19 protein-coding genes (1 of these 19 cut by a window edge) are annotated in these 15,792 nt (G+C 66.4%); 9 read left to right on the top strand and 10 right to left on the bottom strand.

All coding sequences use genetic code 11. The annotated features are described in order from the left end of the window. Positions 1-58: 58 nt before the first annotated feature. Both FHT98_RS11725 and acnA read right to left on the bottom strand, forming a co-directional pair. Complete coding sequence (locus FHT98_RS11725; protein WP_047580420.1) at positions 59-340, bottom strand: acyl carrier protein; 282 nt, start codon at positions 338-340, stop codon at positions 59-61. A 205-nt stretch (positions 341-545) separates the two neighbouring features. Continuing rightward, positions 546-3,245: an aconitate hydratase AcnA gene (acnA, locus tag FHT98_RS11720; protein WP_142114134.1), complete on the bottom strand. Its 2,700-nt coding sequence runs from the start codon at positions 3,243-3,245 to the stop codon at positions 546-548. A 319-nt stretch (positions 3,246-3,564) separates the two neighbouring features. On the opposite strand from acnA, the gene ccmA reads away from it, so the two are divergent. Continuing rightward, positions 3,565-4,104, top strand: a complete 540-nt coding sequence (gene ccmA / locus FHT98_RS11715) for a heme ABC exporter ATP-binding protein CcmA (RefSeq protein ID WP_244492766.1) — start codon at positions 3,565-3,567, stop codon at positions 4,102-4,104. After that, positions 4,101-4,769 carry a heme exporter protein CcmB gene (gene ccmB, locus FHT98_RS11710; RefSeq protein WP_061966525.1) on the top strand — a complete coding sequence of 223 codons (669 nt, stop codon included), beginning with the start codon at positions 4,101-4,103 and terminating at the stop codon, positions 4,767-4,769. Before ccmA ends, ccmB begins: the two co-directional genes overlap by 4 nt. A 5-nt stretch (positions 4,770-4,774) precedes the next feature. Here ccmB and FHT98_RS11705 read toward each other — a convergent pair whose 3' ends face one another. Continuing rightward, on the bottom strand, positions 4,775-5,002 hold the full coding sequence (locus FHT98_RS11705; protein WP_061966526.1) for a hypothetical protein: 228 nt from the start codon (positions 5,000-5,002) through the stop codon (positions 4,775-4,777). 201 nt (positions 5,003-5,203) lie between these two features. Between FHT98_RS11705 and FHT98_RS11700 the strand changes: the two genes are divergently transcribed. From FHT98_RS11700 to FHT98_RS11685, 4 genes are all read left to right on the top strand, one after another. Beyond that, positions 5,204-5,443 carry a hypothetical protein gene (locus tag FHT98_RS11700; RefSeq protein WP_061966527.1) on the top strand — a complete coding sequence of 80 codons (240 nt, stop codon included), beginning with the start codon at positions 5,204-5,206 and terminating at the stop codon, positions 5,441-5,443. A 109-nt stretch (positions 5,444-5,552) separates the two neighbouring features. After that, positions 5,553-6,314 carry a heme ABC transporter permease gene (locus tag FHT98_RS11695; RefSeq protein ID WP_091862492.1) on the top strand — a complete coding sequence of 254 codons (762 nt, stop codon included), beginning with the start codon at positions 5,553-5,555 and terminating at the stop codon, positions 6,312-6,314. Continuing rightward, the gene (ccmD, locus tag FHT98_RS11690; RefSeq protein ID WP_142114133.1) at positions 6,311-6,496 is read left to right on the top strand and encodes a heme exporter protein CcmD; all 186 of its coding nucleotides are present in this window, start codon (positions 6,311-6,313) and stop codon (positions 6,494-6,496) included. The genes FHT98_RS11695 and ccmD overlap by 4 nt, the downstream gene beginning before the upstream one ends. Then, positions 6,493-7,086: a DsbE family thiol:disulfide interchange protein gene (locus tag FHT98_RS11685; RefSeq protein WP_142114132.1), complete on the top strand. Its 594-nt coding sequence runs from the start codon at positions 6,493-6,495 to the stop codon at positions 7,084-7,086. Before ccmD ends, FHT98_RS11685 begins: the two co-directional genes overlap by 4 nt. A 130-nt stretch (positions 7,087-7,216) precedes the next feature. Here FHT98_RS11685 and purQ read toward each other — a convergent pair whose 3' ends face one another. From purQ to purC, 4 genes are all read right to left on the bottom strand, one after another. Beyond that, positions 7,217-7,912, bottom strand: a complete 696-nt coding sequence (gene purQ / locus FHT98_RS11680; protein WP_142114131.1) for a phosphoribosylformylglycinamidine synthase subunit PurQ — start codon at positions 7,910-7,912, stop codon at positions 7,217-7,219. 3 nt (positions 7,913-7,915) lie between these two features. Then, on the bottom strand, positions 7,916-8,158 hold the full coding sequence (purS, locus tag FHT98_RS11675) for a phosphoribosylformylglycinamidine synthase subunit PurS (RefSeq protein WP_061966532.1): 243 nt from the start codon (positions 8,156-8,158) through the stop codon (positions 7,916-7,918). An 84-nt stretch (positions 8,159-8,242) separates the two neighbouring features. After that, entirely contained in the window at positions 8,243-8,830 is a 588-nt protein-coding gene (locus tag FHT98_RS11670) for a hypothetical protein (RefSeq protein ID WP_142114130.1), read from the bottom strand. A 41-nt stretch (positions 8,831-8,871) separates the two neighbouring features. Further along, a complete protein-coding gene (gene purC / locus FHT98_RS11665; protein ID WP_061966534.1) occupies positions 8,872-9,666 on the bottom strand; it encodes a phosphoribosylaminoimidazolesuccinocarboxamide synthase in 795 nt (264 codons plus the stop codon). 315 nt (positions 9,667-9,981) lie between these two features. On the opposite strand from purC, the gene FHT98_RS11660 reads away from it, so the two are divergent. Both FHT98_RS11660 and FHT98_RS11655 read left to right on the top strand, forming a co-directional pair. Then, on the top strand, positions 9,982-10,305 hold the full coding sequence (locus tag FHT98_RS11660; RefSeq protein ID WP_061966535.1) for a DUF1476 domain-containing protein: 324 nt from the start codon (positions 9,982-9,984) through the stop codon (positions 10,303-10,305). Between the two features lie 150 nt (positions 10,306-10,455). After that, positions 10,456-11,235 (top strand): HpcH/HpaI aldolase family protein, encoded by a 780-nt coding sequence (locus tag FHT98_RS11655; protein ID WP_061966536.1) that lies wholly within the window; start codon positions 10,456-10,458, stop codon positions 11,233-11,235. Between the two features lie 74 nt (positions 11,236-11,309). Here the strand turns inward: FHT98_RS11655 and FHT98_RS11650 are convergent, their stop codons facing one another. Further along, positions 11,310-11,954 (bottom strand): DNA-3-methyladenine glycosylase family protein, encoded by a 645-nt coding sequence (locus FHT98_RS11650; RefSeq protein ID WP_142114129.1) that lies wholly within the window; start codon positions 11,952-11,954, stop codon positions 11,310-11,312. A gap of 85 nt (positions 11,955-12,039) precedes the next feature. Between FHT98_RS11650 and gluQRS the strand changes: the two genes are divergently transcribed. Next, the gene (gluQRS, locus tag FHT98_RS11645) at positions 12,040-12,936 is read left to right on the top strand and encodes a tRNA glutamyl-Q(34) synthetase GluQRS (RefSeq protein WP_142114128.1); all 897 of its coding nucleotides are present in this window, start codon (positions 12,040-12,042) and stop codon (positions 12,934-12,936) included. A 5-nt stretch (positions 12,937-12,941) separates the two neighbouring features. On the opposite strand, the gene FHT98_RS11640 is transcribed toward gluQRS, so the two are convergent. Continuing rightward, positions 12,942-13,859, bottom strand: a complete 918-nt coding sequence (locus FHT98_RS11640; RefSeq protein ID WP_061966539.1) for an AEC family transporter — start codon at positions 13,857-13,859, stop codon at positions 12,942-12,944. Positions 13,860-13,971: 112 nt separating this feature from the next. Next, positions 13,972-15,792, bottom strand: the 3' portion of a protein-coding gene (locus FHT98_RS11635; protein WP_091862462.1) for a M23 family metallopeptidase. It continues 204 nt past the right edge of the window; 1,821 of the gene's 2,025 nt are visible here — the last part of the coding sequence; its start codon lies off the right edge, out of view; it ends in the stop codon at positions 13,972-13,974.

The raw sequence follows: 15,792 nt of genomic DNA, 5'->3' as shown, positions 1-15,792 counted from the left end.
CCCCTATGCTCTATCGGGAGCGAAGCGCCGGCTCAAGTCCGGCGGTTCGGCGCAGGCGTCACGCCTTCTTGGCGGCGACGAGGTCGTCGATGCGCTTGCAGAGATTCTCGAGCACGAAATATTGCTCGGCCGGAGCCTTGCCCTCGTTGACTTCCTGCGTCCACTGCTCGAGCGGCAGCTTGATGCCGAAGGCCTTGTCGATCGCGAAGGCGATGTCGAGGAAGGCCAGCGAATCGATGCCGAGATCTTCGATCGCATGGCTCTGCGGCGTGATCTTCTCCCGCGGAATATCGCAGGTTTCGGAAATGATGCCGGCGACCGTCTCGAACGTGGCGGACATGCTGCGGGTGCTCCCGTCTGGTATCGGTGATGGCGGACGACATCCGAGCGCGGGATATCGCCCTGCGCCTGCCCCAAGTCGCCACCGAGGATGACTGAACCGCCCCCTTACACTGCGGCGGGCGCGAGGACAACCGGGAGGCGTCCCTCATGCATCATGGCCGGCTTGCGCCGGCCATGACCTGTCTCGTTGCTGCGTTTGCGGCTTACGCGGCGAGGCCGCGCAGCACGTAATGCAGGATGCCGGCATTCTTGTAGTAGTCGATCTCGTCCAGCGTATCGATGCGGCAGAGGATCGGCACCTTCTTCACCGAGCCGTCGGCATAGGTGATCTCGGCTTCCATCATCTGGCGCGGCTTGACGTTGGCGAGGCCGTGGATGGTGACCATCTCGTCGCCCTTCAGGTCGAGCGAAGCCCAGCTCGTGCCCTCCTGCAGGGTGAAGGGAACGACGCCCATGCCGACCAGGTTCGAGCGATGGATGCGCTCGAAGCTCTGGGCGATCACCGCCTTGACGCCGAGCAGGTTGGTGCCCTTGGCCGCCCAGTCGCGCGAGGAGCCGTTGCCGTATTCGACGCCGGCGAAGATCACCAGCGGCACCTTCTCCGCCTGGTACTTCATCGCCGCGTCGTAGATCGGCAGCTCTTCCTTGCTGGGGTAGTGGATGGTGTAGCCGCCCTCACGGCCGTTCGGGCCGAGCATGTGGTTTCGGATGCGGATATTGGCGAAGGTGCCCCGCATCATGACTTCATGGTTGCCGCGGCGCGTGCCGTACTGGTTGAAGTCGGCGACCGCAACGCCATGCTCGGTGAGATAGGCGCCGGCCGGCGAGGCCGCCTTGATCGAACCGGCCGGCGAGATGTGGTCGGTGGTGATCTTGTCGCCGAAGAGGCCGAGGATGCGCGCGCCCTTGATATCGGTGATCGCATCGGGCTTCCGGTGCATCCCCTGGAAATAGGGCGGGTTCTGCACATAGGTCGAATCGTCGTCCCAGGCATAGGTCTCCGAAGTCGGCGCATTCACCGCCTGCCAGTGCTGATCGCCCTTGAAGACGTCGGCATACTTGGCCTCGAAGATGGCGCGGGTGACGTTCTGCTGGATGAAGCTCTGGATCTCCTTGTTGGAGGGCCAGATGTCCTTCAGGTAGACGTCCTTGCCGTCCGAGCCCGTGCCGATCGGCTGCGTCGTCAGGTCCATCTGGACCGAGCCGGCGAGCGCATAGGCGACGACCAGCGGCGGCGAGGCCAGGTAGTTCGCCTGCACGTCCGGCGAGACGCGGCCTTCGAAGTTGCGGTTGCCGGAAATGACGGCGCCCGCGATCAGGCCCTTCTCGTTGATCGTCTTCGAGATCGGTGCCGGCAGCGGGCCGGAATTGCCGATGCAGGTGGTGCAGCCGAAGCCGACCAGGTTGAAGCCGAGCTTGTCGAGATCGCTCTGCAGGCCCGATTTGGCGAGATATTCGGCGACGACCTGCGAACCGGGCGCCAGCGAGGTCTTCACCCAGGGCTTGACCTTGAGGCCCTTGGCGACCGCGTTGCGGGCGAGCAGGCCCGCCGCCATCAGCACCGATGGGTTCGAGGTGTTGGTGCAGGAGGTGATCGCCGCGATGACGACGTCACCATGGCCGAGATCGAAATCCTCGCCCTCGACCTCGACGCGGCGCGAAAGCTCGGCGCCCTTCTTGTACTCGGTGTCCATCGCGGCGGCGAAGCCGGCCTTGACGCCGGAGAGATCGACGCGGCCTTCCGGACGCTTCGGGCCGGCCATCGAGGGCTGGACCGTCGAGAGATCGAGCTCCAGCGTGTCGGTGAAGACCGGATCCGGCGTCTCGCGGGTGGCGAAAAGGCCTTGCGCCTTGCTGTAGGCCTCGACCAGTGCAATGCGGTCGGACTTGCGGCCGGTGGTGGTGAGATAATCCAGCGTCTCGGCATCGACCGGGAAGAAGCCGCAGGTCGCGCCGTATTCAGGGCCCATGTTGGCGATCGTCGCGCGGTCGGCCAGCGTCAGGTTGTAGAGGCCGGGGCCGAAGAACTCGACGAACTTGCCGACGACGCCCTTCTTGCGCAGCATCTGCGTGACGGTGAGCACGAGGTCGGTCGCGGTGATGCCTTCCTTGAGCGAGCCGGTCAGCTTGAAGCCGATGACTTCCGGCAGCAGCATCGACTGCGGCTGGCCGAGCATGGCGGCCTCGGCCTCGATGCCGCCGACGCCCCAGCCGAGAACGGCGAGGCCGTTGACCATGGTGGTGTGCGAGTCGGTGCCGACGACCGTGTCAGGATAGGCGACCTCGACCTCGGCGCCGTCGATCGTCTCGTTGCGGGTCCAGACGGTCTGGGCGAGGTATTCGAGATTGACCTGGTGGCAGATGCCGGTGCCGGGCGGGACGACGCGGAAATTGTCGAAGGCGCCCTGGCCCCACTTGAGGAACTTGTAGCGCTCCGCGTTGCGCTCGTATTCGAGCTCGACGTTCTGGGCGAGGGCCTTTGGCGTGCCGAACTCGTCGACGATGACCGAGTGGTCGATGACGAGATCGACGGGAACGAGCGGGTTGATCTTCTGGGCGTCGCCGCCGAGCGCCTTGACGCCGTCGCGCATCGCGGCGAGGTCGACCACGGCGGGAACGCCGGTGAAGTCCTGCATCAGCACGCGGGCCGGGCGGAAGCCGATTTCCTTGCCGGCGGTGCCCTTGTCGTCGAGCCAGGCGACGAAGCCCTCGATATCGGCCTTGGTGACCGAGCGGCCGTCCTCGAAGCGCAGCAGGTTCTCGAGCAGCACCTTCATCGAGAAGGGCAGCTTCGAGATGCCGGCGAGGCCGTTCTTCTCGGCATCGGGCAGGGAGTAATAGGTGTAGGTCTTGCCGCCGGCGGTGAGCGTCTTGCGGGCTTTGAATGAGTCGAGCGAGGCCATTCGGGCTTGATCCTGATCAAGGGGTTGCGGTCGCGACCGACATGTCTTCAAGGGATACTGCCCTTGCGGACGATGCCGTTCGAAGGCCTAATGCGCATGACGCGCGCGCCGCCTCGGGAGTGCCCGAGCCCCGCGCCGGATCGGCGTGCGGCGTAGCCGCGGGTTCTATAGAGCAATTCCAAGAAGCGCGCTAGATGAACGAAATGAGCTCGAACGCATCTGCGGCAGCGCTGGCTTGAAACCCGCCTCCTTCCCACTGACCAGCCTTCACGCCGAAGATCTCGCCTGCCGCCGCGGCGGCCGATTGATCTTCGAAGGCTTGAGCTTTGTGCTTCGCCCCGGCGAGGCGATCGCGCTGACCGGCCGCAACGGCGCCGGCAAGTCGAGCCTGATCGCCATGCTTTGCGGGCGGCTGAGGCCTGATGGCGGCCGTATCCGATTGACCGGCTCGGAGGATGAGGCCGATCTCGCCGAGCTTTCGCATCTCGTCGGCCATCGCGACGGGCTCAAGACGGCGCTGACGGCGCGCGAGAATCTCGCCTTCGCACAGGATGTGCTCGGCGACGCCGCGGCGACGCCGGACGAAGCCTTGGCGGTGGTTGGGCTGGGCCATGCGGCGGAATTGCCGGCCGGCTATCTCTCGGCCGGGCAGCGGCGGCGCGTCGCGCTGGCGCGGCTTCTGGTCTCGCGCCGGCCCTATTGGTTGCTCGACGAGCCGCTTTCGGCGCTCGACACGGCTTCGCAGGCGATGGTCGCCGGGCTGATGCGCGATCATCTCGCCGAGGGCGGTGCGATCCTGGCGGCCACCCATGGTCCGCTCGGGATCGAGGGCGCGCGCGAAGTCAGGATCGGGCCATGAGGCGCGCTTTCCTGGCGATCCTGAAGCGCGATCTTGCCGTTGCGAGCCGGGCCGGCGGTGGTGGCGAGCTCGCGCTCGTCTTCTTCCTGACAATGGTCGTGCTCGTGCCCTTCGCGCTCGGGCCCGATCTCAACCTGCTCTCGCGGATCGGCCCGGCGATCCTTTGGCTGGGGGCGCTTTTGTCTGTCCTCATCGGGCTCGATCGGCTGTTCCAGAGCGACGAGGAGGACGGTTCGCTCGACCTGATCCGGGCTTCCGCCCTGCCGCTCGAACTCGCGGTGCTGGCCAAGGGGCTGGCGCATTGGCTGACGACGGGCCTGCCTCTGGCGCTGGTCTCACCATTGCTCGGTCTGTTGGTGGCGTTGCCGGGCGAGGGTGTGTTGCCGCTCGTCGCAACACTGCTGGTCGGCACGCCGGCCTTGAGTTTCATCGGGGCGGGCGGAGCGGCACTTGCCGCAAGCCTCAGGCGAGGCGGGCTGATCGTGCCTGTGCTGGTCGCGCCCTTGACGGTGCCGGTCCTGATCTTCGGTGTTTCCGCTGCCAATGCGGCTGTGGGGGGCACCGTGCCCTTCCTGACGCCGTTCCTGATCCTGTGCGCGATCTCGCTGGGGGCGATCGTGGTGGGCACGGTGGCTGCGGCGGCAGCCCTGAGATCGGCCGAATAGGCGGCTCAGTCGCGCTGGGGTGCCTGCGGCGCAAACTCGATCGGGTAGCCGCATTGGGTCGCGAACTTGGCGACGGATACCGCGATATCCTCAAGTGCGACGTTCCGCTCGACAAACGCGCGGCGGATTTCCTCGGCGGTGGCGTTGACGTCAAGGACGAGCACCTCGTCGATTTTGCTGCGCACCTTCGTCTCGACGGCGCGCTGCATGTCCTCCGACAGCTTGATCAACATGGTCGATCCTCCTGCAGGCAAGCTAGCGCGGCGTGCTGCCGAAAGCAATGCGGATTCGATAAATAAACGAATTAATTCAATAGTTTAGCAAGATAATAAATTGCAGGAACTGCCGCTGATGACGGCACCGGCGCAGGCTCTTGCATCCCAGTCCCAGGCGCTGTTATCGTCACTTACTCATTTTGATGTGGTTGCAACAAAATGCCATCCGAAGAACGGGGCGAACGCCTCCAGATCATGCTCAACCAGGACGAGTTGCGGGCCCTGGAAAACTGGCGATTCGACAAGCGCATGCCGAGTCGGGCGGCGGCGGTGCGCGAGCTTCTGCGGCGGGGTCTGGCGGCCGAGGGGTTCGATCTGGCCGGCGAAGGCATCCGGTCCAAGCAGTTCGGTATCGTCGACAAGGGCGGCGCGGATGCCTCGGCAGACGAGGATGCCTAGCCGAAGCGTGATTGTCGCATCCCTCAAGCATGCATTGCTTGGAACCCGTCGAGATTGCTAAAGCTGCGCTCATGGCGCTCAAGCCCCCGCAATTGACATCGCCGGCATCATGGCCAGCCTGATCGACCTCGCCAATCCGACGCGCTTCATGCGTTTCTCGGCCGTAGTGCTGCCGTGGCTTGCCGCCATTGCAACACTGCTGATCGTCGTCGGGCTCTATCTCGCCTGGTTCAAGGCGCCTGCCGATTACCAGCAGGGCGAGACCATCCGCATCATGTTCATCCATGTGCCGGCCGCCTGGCTCGCGATGATGTTCTATTCGATGATGGCGCTCTCGGCGCTCGGTACGCTGGTCTGGCGCCATCCCCTCGCCGATGTCGCGCAGAAGGCGGCGGCCCCGATCGGGGCCTGCTTCGCGCTGGTCTGCCTGGTTACCGGCGCGCTCTGGGGCAAGCCGATGTGGGGCACCTACTGGGTCTGGGATGCGCGGCTGACATCGATGCTCGTGCTGTTGCTGATCTATCTCGGCCTGATCGCGCTCTGGCGGGTGCTGGACGAGCCTTCGCGGGCGGCGCGGGCCGTCGCCATCCTGACGCTGATCGGCTTCGTCAACGTGCCGATCATCAAGTTCTCCGTCGACTGGTGGAACACGCTGCACCAGCCGGCCTCGGTGCTGCGCATGGGCGGGCCGACGATCCATCCCGCGATGCTCTGGCCGCTCCTGATCCTGGCGGTCGGCTTCACGCTGATGGCGCTGTCGCTGCACATGGTCGCGATGCGCGCCGAAATCATGCGCCGGCGCGTGCGGACGCTGACGATCCTTGAGGCCGAGCGGCTCGACCGGCTGGCGGCGCAGGGAGTGCCGGCATGAGCGGTTTTCTCGACGGAATTGGGCCGCATGCCGGCTTCATCCTGGCCTCCTATGGCGCGGCGGCGCTCGTTCTCGCCGGGCTGACGCTGGCGATCCTGCGCGACCACGCTGCCCAGAAGCGGGCGCTCGATGCGCTGGAGCGTCGCGGCGCCGGCCGCCGTTCGGGCCGGGAGGCGGCATGAGCCAGACTGAGGCCGCACCGCAACGGCGCTCGCCGCTGGTTTTCCTTGCGCCGCTGATCATTTTCGGCGGGCTCGCGATCGTCTTTGGCATCGGGCTGTTCAGCGGCGACAAGAGCAAGGTGCCCTCCGCCCTGATCGGCCGCGTCGCACCGACGATCGCGCTCGCGCCGTTGGAGGGGCTGCAGCGGGACGGGAAGCCCGTGCCGACCTTCGGCAATGCCGATCTCGCGAAGGGAAGGGCGACGCTGGTCAATGTCTGGGCGAGCTGGTGCGCGCCCTGCCGGGTCGAGCATCCCGTACTGATGGGCCTCGCCGAAACCGATGCGGTGAAGCAGGGCAAGGTCGCGCTGGTAGGGATGAACTATAAGGACGAGGCCGAGAATGCCCGCCGATTCCTCGGCGCGCTCGGCAATCCGTTCTCGGCGGTCGGCGCAGACCGGGCCGGGCGCGGCGCGATCGAATGGGGCGTCTACGGCGTGCCCGAGACCTTCGTCATCGGGCCGGACGGCCATATCCTGGAAAAGCATGTCGGCCCGCTCGACCAGGCGGCGGCGAGCCGGCTGTTGCAGCGGGCGCTGAAGGCGCGCTGATCAGTGCGTCAAGCTCGGGCTTGGCCCGGGCATCTCATGCCGAAAAGGGCGATTTATCCTGACAGAGATTCTCGGGTCTGCGCTTCGCTTCGCCCGAGAATGACGTGCGTGTTCCCGCACGCCGCCTTCTTCAGGCCGCTTTGCGGCTGCCGACGAGGCTCTGGAACAGGCCGCGCCCATCGGTGCCGCCGACCAGCGAATCGATCAGGTTCTCCGGGTGCGGCATCAGGCCGAGCACGTTGAAGCCGGGCGAGTAGATGCCGGCGATGTTGTTGAGCGAGCCGTTCGGGTTCGCTGCCGGGGTGACGTTGCCCTGCTCATCCGCATAGCGGAAGGCGACGAGGCCCTCGCCTTCGAGGCGCGCGAGCGTCTCGGCATCGGCGATGTAGTTGCCTTCGCCATGGGCGATGCAGACATCGATCGCCTGGCCCTTGGCATAGGTGCTCGTATAGGGCGTGTCGTTGCGCTCGACCTTGAGGTGCTGGCGCTTGCAGACGAATTTCAGATGGGCGTTGCGCACGAGGATGCCGGGCAGGAGCCCCGCCTCGCAGGCGATCTGGAAGCCGTTGCAGATCCCCAGCACATAGCCGCCGCGGGCGGCGTGGGCGCGGGTCGCGTCCATGATATGGGCGCGGCCGGCGATGGCGCCGGTGCGCAGATAGTCGCCATAGGAGAAGCCGCCCGGCAGCACGACGAGATCGGTCCCATCAGGCAGTTCGGTATCGCCGTGCCAGACATGATTGACCTCGGCGCCGGCCTGCTTCAGCGCCTTGGCGACGTCGCCGTCACGGTTGGAGCCGGGGAAGGTGATGACGGCGGCTTTCATCGCTCAGGCTCCGATCTCGACGCGGTAGTTCTCGATCACGGTGTTGGCGAGGAGTTTTTCGCAGGCGGCCTTGAGGGCGGCCTCGGCGGCGGCTTTGTCCGAGCCCGAGAGCTCGATGTCGAAGACCTTGCCCTGGCGCACCGACTCGACGCCGGCGATGTCGAGCGACTTCAGCGCGCCCTCGATCGCCTTGCCCTGCGGATCGAGCACGCCGTTCTTCAGGGTGACGGTGACGCGGGCTTTCATGAGGTTCTCCGAGCGCGGGCTTTATCGGGGTGCTTTAGAGGCGAATCGGGGCGGGCTCAACCGTTTCCCGCGGTTTCACGTGAATCAGCGGCTGCGCCAGGCGGCCTGGGCATCGCGGCGAGCGGCCTCGGCCGTCTCGCTCACGGCGAGGGCCAGAACGAGACGGTCGCTTTCGCGCCCATAGATGATCGCGGTCACAGCCTGGCGACCCGTCCTGTCGAGCGAGCGGATCGTGACGAGAACGCCCTTGGCTTCGGTCGAATCGATGCGGATGACATCGGTCGCGCTGCGGGCTTCCGGTTTCACATCCGGCTTCTTCTTCTGCTTGCGCTGCGCCTTGCGGCGCTCGGCCGCCTTCGCTGCCGCCAAGCGGGCGAAGGCCTGCCCGAGGCTTGCCGGGCTTTCCGAGAGGGCCTGTTCCATGTCGCGGGCCTGATCGCCTTCGAGGGCGATCACCGCGGCGAAGCCCTGCCGCGTGCAACTCTCGCGCGGGCAGAACACCATCGAGCGGGCTTCGAGCCCGTCGTTCAGCACCCAGGAACCGATCGGCAGGGGCTCCCAGCCCTGCGAGGCTGGCAGGCCAGCGATGCCCGGCCCGAAATGGTGCGAGCAGGCGCCAAGCAGGAGGCTGCCGGCGAGGGTCAGAGCCACGACATGAAAACGGGAGCGCATGCGCTCCCGTTTCATCGGCGATAATGGCGCCGCGATGGCGCTCACTGCACCAGTCGCGGGCCGGCCGGGCCGGGGTTCTCGTTCTCGCCGAGAATGCCGAGGCGGCGGGCCACCTCGGAATAGGCCTCGATCAGGCCGCCCATGTCGCGGCGGAAGCGGTCCTTGTCCATCTTGTCCTTGGACTTGATGTCCCAGAGACGGCAGGAATCGGGGCTGATCTCGTCGGCGACGACGATGCGCATCATCTCGCCTTCCCAGAGGCGGCCCGTTTCCATCTTGAAGTCGACGAGGCGGATGCCGGCGCCCAGGAACAGGCCGGAGAGGAAGTCGTTGACGCGGATGGCGAGCGCCATGATGTCGTCGATCTCCTGCGGCGTCGCCCAGCCGAAGGCGGTGATGTGCTCTTCCGAGACCATCGGGTCGCTGAGCGCGTCGTTCTTGTAGTAGAACTCGATGATCGAGCGCGGCAGCTGCGTGCCTTCCTCGAGTCCGAGGCGCGTCGCCAGCGAACCGGCGGCGATGTTGCGCACGACGACCTCGAGCGGGATGATCTCGACCTCGCGGATGAGCTGCTCGCGCATGTTCAGCCGGCGGATGAAATGCGTGGGCACGCCGATATCGTTGAGATTCGAGAAGATGTGCTCGGAGATGCGGTTGTTGAGCACGCCCTTGCCGTCGATCACTTCATGCTTCTTGGCATTGAAGGCGGTGGCGTCATCCTTGAAATGCTGGATCAGCGTACCGGGCTCGGGTCCTTCATAGAGGACCTTCGCCTTGCCTTCGTAAATGCGACGGCGGCGATTCATGGGTATGTACCGTGGCTTGAGGAAATCCAAAGGTCGGCCCTTCTCTGGACGCGATGGGGTCGCGGCGGGATCTGGCCCCTGTTCTGTTCTTGCCGGCGCCGTCGGCCTGTCGGACTCGTCGGGTGCGAATCCAGCGGCGGCAACGGTGCCGGTTGCGTGCGGAAACACCGGAGGTGGCCCCGCGCCTGCTATATGGAGCCTCCGCGCCGCAAACGCAACAAACCGGCATTTGGGTGCCTGCGGACGCTTAAAGACCGCTGAAGACACGGATCGAGGCTGGCCCTCGCTCGACCGGCGACCTATATGATTGAACGGTATTTCCCCAGACGAGGACATGGACGCCGCATGACGACCTTCGACCAGCGCAAGGACGCCTACGAGAACAAGTTCGCCCATGACGAGGAGCTGCGCTTCAAGGCGACCGCCCGGCGCAACAAGCTGCTCGGGCTCTGGGCTGCCGAGAAGCTCGCCAAGAGCGGGGCGGATGCCGAAGCCTATGCCAAGTCGGTCGTCGTGGCCGATTTCGAGGAGGCCGGCGATGAGGACGTGGTGCGCAAGGTCAAGAACGACTTCGCGCTCGCCGGGATCACCGTCGCGGATACCGAGATCCGCACCGTGATGACCGAGCTCTTGATCAAGGCGGCCGACGACATCCAGGCCGGCCGGTAAGTTACATATCCGGGCGCGCATCCCGGTTGACGCAGGACGTCTCTGAAACGGGCGCATGGGCGCCCGTTTGCTTTTCCGGCTCCGCGCTGATCAACCTTGCGTCGATGGCCGCGACGTCCGAAGCGCGGCTTCGAACCGGATGAACGCACCATGGCCAAGCCCACCGTCCTGTCCTCCCTTGCCGATCGCTTCGCCAAAGGGGACAGCATCGTCTCGGCCTGGTGCGGCCTGCCGGACCCCTCCGTCTCGGCGACGCTCGCGCAGGAGGATTTCGATACGATCACGCTCGACATGCAGCACGGGCCGATCACGCTGGCCGAGGTCATCCGGGCGATTCCGCTGATCAACGCTGCCGGCAAGCCGGTGGTGGCCCGCATCCCGGTCGGCGAGTTCCAGAACGTCTCGAAGCTGTTCGACAGCGGCGTCTCCGGCGTCATCGCACCGATGATCAACACGATGGAGGATGCCCGCCGCTTCGCCGCCTATGCCAAGTATCCGCCGATGGGCGAGCGGAGCTGGGGCAGCTACGGGGGCCTGAGCGCCTCCGGCCTCGACCAGAACAGCTATCTGAAGGAAGCGAATCGCTTCTCGCTGACCTTCGCGATGATCGAGACCCGCGAGGCGATGGCGATCGTCGACGACATCCTGGCGCTTGACGGGATCGATGCGCTGTTCGTCGGGCCGTCGGATCTGTCGATTGCGCTGTCCGGCGGGGCGAAGGTCGATGCCACTGCGCGCGAGGTCGATGAAGCGCTCAAGCATGTCGTCGCCCGCGCCTCGGCGGTGAACAAGCCGGTCGCGTTCTATTGCGCGACGGCGGAGCGCGCCAAGCAGGGGCTCGCCATGGGCGCGCGCATGGTCACGGTGATGAGCGATTCGTCGATGCTGCGCGCCGCCGCACAGACGGCGCTGAAGATCACGCGGAGCTGATCCCGGATCTCCGCTTCGCTCCGTCCGGGATGACCCGCATTTCCGCGTGAAGGCCGTGTGTCAGGGCGTGACGCTCAGGCATTGATGCCCTCGCGGCGCTTCAGCAGGGCATAATCCGCCCAGAGCAGCCGCGCCGCGACGCCGCGCCAGGGCCGCCAGGCCTCCGCCATCGCCTGAAGCTCGGCCGGTTTCGGGCGGGCTGCGAGGCCGAAGGCATGGCGGGCGGCTTCCTGGATGGCGAGATCGCCGGCGGCGAAGCCGTCGCGATGACCCAGGCAGAACAGCAGATAGACATCGGCCGTCCAGGGACCGATGCCCGAGATCGCCGTCATCTGCGCATGGATCTCCTCCGGAGAGGCGTGGTCGAGCGCCTCGAAGGCGAAGCGGCGCTCGACCAGGGCAGTCGCGAGCGCGAGCAAGGTGCGCTGTTTTGGCCGCGACAGGCCGGACAGGCGCATGTCGTCATCGGTCGCGGCCAGCACGCGCTCCGGCGTCAGCGGCACGAAGACCGCGGCAAAGCGGTTCCAGACGGCCCGTGCGCTAGCGACCGACAATTGCTGCGAGACGATGATCGCGGCGAGGCCGGCAAAGCCGCCTTCGCGCAGTCTCAGCGGCGGCAAGCCGGTGCGCGCGACGATCGGCTGCCAGTCCGGGTGGAGGGCGACCAGCGCTGCCATCCCCTCCTCGAGATCGGCATTGGATGTGATTCTCTCGATCATGGTCCCGGTATCGATGGCAGAGGCGACGGGTTTCGTCAGCAGGGAGCAGCTTGGCGCAGGCGCGCGCAATCCCTAGACAGGAGAGATGGCGTCCGCTCCACCCGATTCCAGCCGGCCGGTTTTCCGCTTCGCCCCGAGCCCGAACGGGCGCCTCCATCTCGGCCATGCGCTGTCGGCCCTGACCAACGAGGCGATGGCCCATCGCTTCTGCGGGCGCCTGCTGTTGCGGATCGAGGATATCGACCTGACGCGGTGCCGGCCGGAATTCGTCGAGGGGATCGAGACGGACCTGGAATGGCTCGGCATCCGGTTCGAGCCCGGCTTCCGCAGGCAATCCGCGCATTTCGACGATTATGCCGGAGCGCTGGCCAGTCTGCGCCAGCGCGGACTGATCTACCCGTGCTTCTGCTCCCGGCAGGAGATCCGCAACGCGGTCGTGGCCCGGGAAGCGGTCACCGGACGGCCCTGGCCGGTCGATCCCGATGGCGCACCGCTCTACCCCGATCTCTGCAAGGTGCTCGGTCCGGACGAGGCCGCGCGGCGTATCGCGGCCGGGGAGCCGCATGTGTTGCGCCTCGACATGGCGACGGCAATCGCCGCGGCGGGGAGATCATTGGGCTACACGGTGTTCGATGCGGATGACGTCCGGCACGTTGTCCAGATCGCGCCGGAACGCTGGGGCGACGTGGTGCTCGCCCGCAAGGACGTACCGACAAGCTATCATCTGGCCGTCACCGTCGATGATGCCTTGCAGGGCGTGACCCATGTCGTGCGTGGCCGCGATCTGGAAGCGGCGACGGATGTCCACGTCCTGCTGCAGCATCTGCTCGGCCTGCCGACGCCGCTCTATCACTTCCATCGCCTGCTGCTCGACGATGACGGGCAGAAGCTCGCCAAGAGCCGGGATTCGCAAAGCCTCGCGGCGCTCCGAGACGATGGCGTCACCGCGGTGGAAATCCGCCGGCAGCTCGGCTTCGCCTGAAGAACTCAGCCGACGCCGAGGAAAGTCAGCCAGGCCGCGGTGGTGAACAGCGAGAGCAGGGTCGAGAGCGTGATCGCGCTCGATGCATCGGCCACGCCCTGCCGGTAGCGCTCGGCGAAGAGATAGGCGTTGATCCCGCAGGGGCAGGCGGCGAACAGCACCGCCACCCCGGACCAGTGGACCGGCATCTCGAAGACCCACGTTGCCAGCCAATAGACCAGGAGCGGATGCAGGCCGAGCTTCAGCCCGCTCAGCACCGTCGGCAGGGCGAGCCCCGATTCGAGACCGTAGCGGCGCATGGCGATACCCAGGCTGATGAGCGCGCAGGGTACGGCGGCGCCGGCGAGCAGATCGACCAGCGTCCAGACCGGCGTGGGAATGAAGGCGACGATCGGGCGCACCGCCGAGCCCAGGATGATGCCGATGATGATCGGATGGGTGAAGAGGCGCTTGATCAGCAACGGGATCGAAGCCGAGCGTCCCTCCGCCAGCAAGGTCGCTGCCGTCATCGTGACCGGCAGATGGACGGCGAGCAGCAGGCCGAGCGGCACGGCGCCAGCATCGCCATAAGCCTTCAGGATCATCGGCACGCCGACGAAGACGGTGTTCGACTGCGCGGCGGCAAAGCCGGAAACGACAAGCTCAGGCCCTTTGCGGGCAAAAAACCGGGAGGCGATGACCATGGCCAGCGCCCAGACCACGGCGAGGCCGGCGAAATAGGCGACCCAGTAGCCCCATGGCTGGGTCAGGGGAATGTCGGCCTTGGCGAGCGTGCGGAACAGCAGGCAGGGCACGGCGAGGACGAAGACGAAATCCGACAGGCCCTCACCCGTGGTCTCGCGGAGGAGCTTCGTCCAGCGCGCGAGATAGCCGAGGCCGATCAGCCCGAAGACGGGCAGGACGACGAGGAGGGAAGCGACCATGGCTTCGGAACTCGCGCGATAGAGGAATGCCTGCTTCCGCGGTGTCCGCTTGCGCGCTTACTGTCAAGCTACCGAAGCGCAGCGGGCGGCGGAACGCCCTGCCGTCATGCGCTCAACGCAATTGAGCGAGCGTGCCGCCGGCTTTCTCGATCAGGCTGCGGATCTCATCGCGCTGGCGCTTGAATTCGGCCAGCGTCGTACCCTGCAATTCGCGCCCGCGCGGCACGCGGATCTTCATCGGGTTGACGAAGTTGCCGTTGACCAGGACCTCGTAATGCAGGTGCGGACCGGTGGAGAGGCCGGTGGTGCCGATATAGCCGATGACCTGGCCCTGGCGGACCTTGGCGCCCGGCACGATGCCGGCCGCGAAGTTCGATTGATGCGAATAGGTGGTGACATAGCCGTTGGCGTGCTGGATCTCGGTATGCTTGCCGTAGCCGGAGGACCAGCCGGCCTTGAGCACGGTGCCGTTGCCGGCGGCAAGAATCGGCGTGCCGATCCGGTTCGCCCAGTCGATGCCGGTATGCATCTTCGAATAGCGCATGATCGGGTGGTAGCGCATGCCGAAGCCGGAGCGCAGCTCGCCATCGGCGACCGGCTTGCGCAGCAGGAACTTCTTGAGCGATTTGCCCTCGTCGTCGAAATACTCGATCAGCCCGTCATCGGGCGCCTGGTAGCGGAAGACCCGGCGCGCCTCGCCATTGACGGTCAGGGTCGCGGACAGGATCTCGGCACGCTCGCCTTCATCCTCCTCGGTGAAGATCACCTCCAGATTATCGCCGCCATGGACGCGCTGCTGGAAATCGAGATCGTAGGAGAAGATGCGGACGAGCTCGTCGACCAGCGGCCGCGGCAGGTCGTGGCGCGCGCCGGTCTCGTAGAGGCTCTCATAGAGGCGAGCGCCGCCGGAACCCTCGTCCTCGTCGCCGTCCTCGGTATTGCGCCGCTGCGGCTTCTGCGGACCGACCACATCCTGGCGCGGCAGGTCGACCGGCACGAAGGCGCCCTTGTCGTTCATCGCGATCGTGCTGTCGGGCTGGCCGTTGCTGAGCAGCGAGATGCGCATGATCTGGCGGGAATCGCCGGGGCGAGGGCCCGGCGCGTAGAGCACCTGCAAGACCTGGCCATCGGGCAGGGCCGAGGTGCGGACCTTGCCGCCGAAGGCGGTGATCATCGCGCGGATCTGCTCGGGGGCGACGCCGGCGCCGCGCATGACCTGTTCGAAATTCTCGCCGCGCTTGGCCATCAGCAGCTTGTCCTCGACGAGGGGCTCGCGCGAGGCCGGGATCGGCGTCTTCGGTGCGTTGGTCAGGTTCTCCGGGACGACGCGGACCTCGATCCCCGAGAATCGGGTATCGGTCGCCGGAGCATAAGCCAGGAGGTCGGTGCCCGGCGCCGCCGCACCGGTCAGCGTCCTGCTGAGCATCAATTGCGGCGGGATCGGCAGCGCACGCTGGCGACCGGAATTCGCCATGTTGGCGCGCTCTTCCTCGATCTGGGAGATCACTTCGGCATCGCTGAGCTGTGGCTTGCCGGAGGGCAGGGTCAGATCGTCGAGGTCGCGCTTGACGATGGTGACGTCGGCATCCGGCATGTCCTGGGCCGGCTCGGCATAGCGCTCCTCGGGCTGCCCGCCCTCGGCGAAGAGGCGCAGCGGGTTGAAGGGCGGGATATTGGAAGCGTAGACGCCGGTCGTGAGCGATAGATTGGAAGCGAGGCGGACGAAGGGCCGGACGCGGATGACCTCGCGGTCGCCGGTCCGCTGGGACATCGGCGCCCGCATGGCATGGCGCGCCGACATGACCGGCTGGTCGGTGACCAGCTTGTCGGCCTTGCGGGCCCCGCCGCCATCGCCCGCGGCCGAGGATGCGCGGATGGCGACCGTCTCGGGCTGCTCGGGATAGCTGGTGTCGCCGCGCATCGCCACGAGGAT

Source organism: Allobosea sp. AK1, assembly GCF_006714945.1.
In the GTDB taxonomy this organism is placed as follows: Bacteria; Pseudomonadota; Alphaproteobacteria; order Rhizobiales; family Beijerinckiaceae; genus Allobosea; species Allobosea robiniae.
Note: the sequence above shows the minus strand (reverse complement) of the source record. Positions and strands in the feature narration are given on the sequence as shown.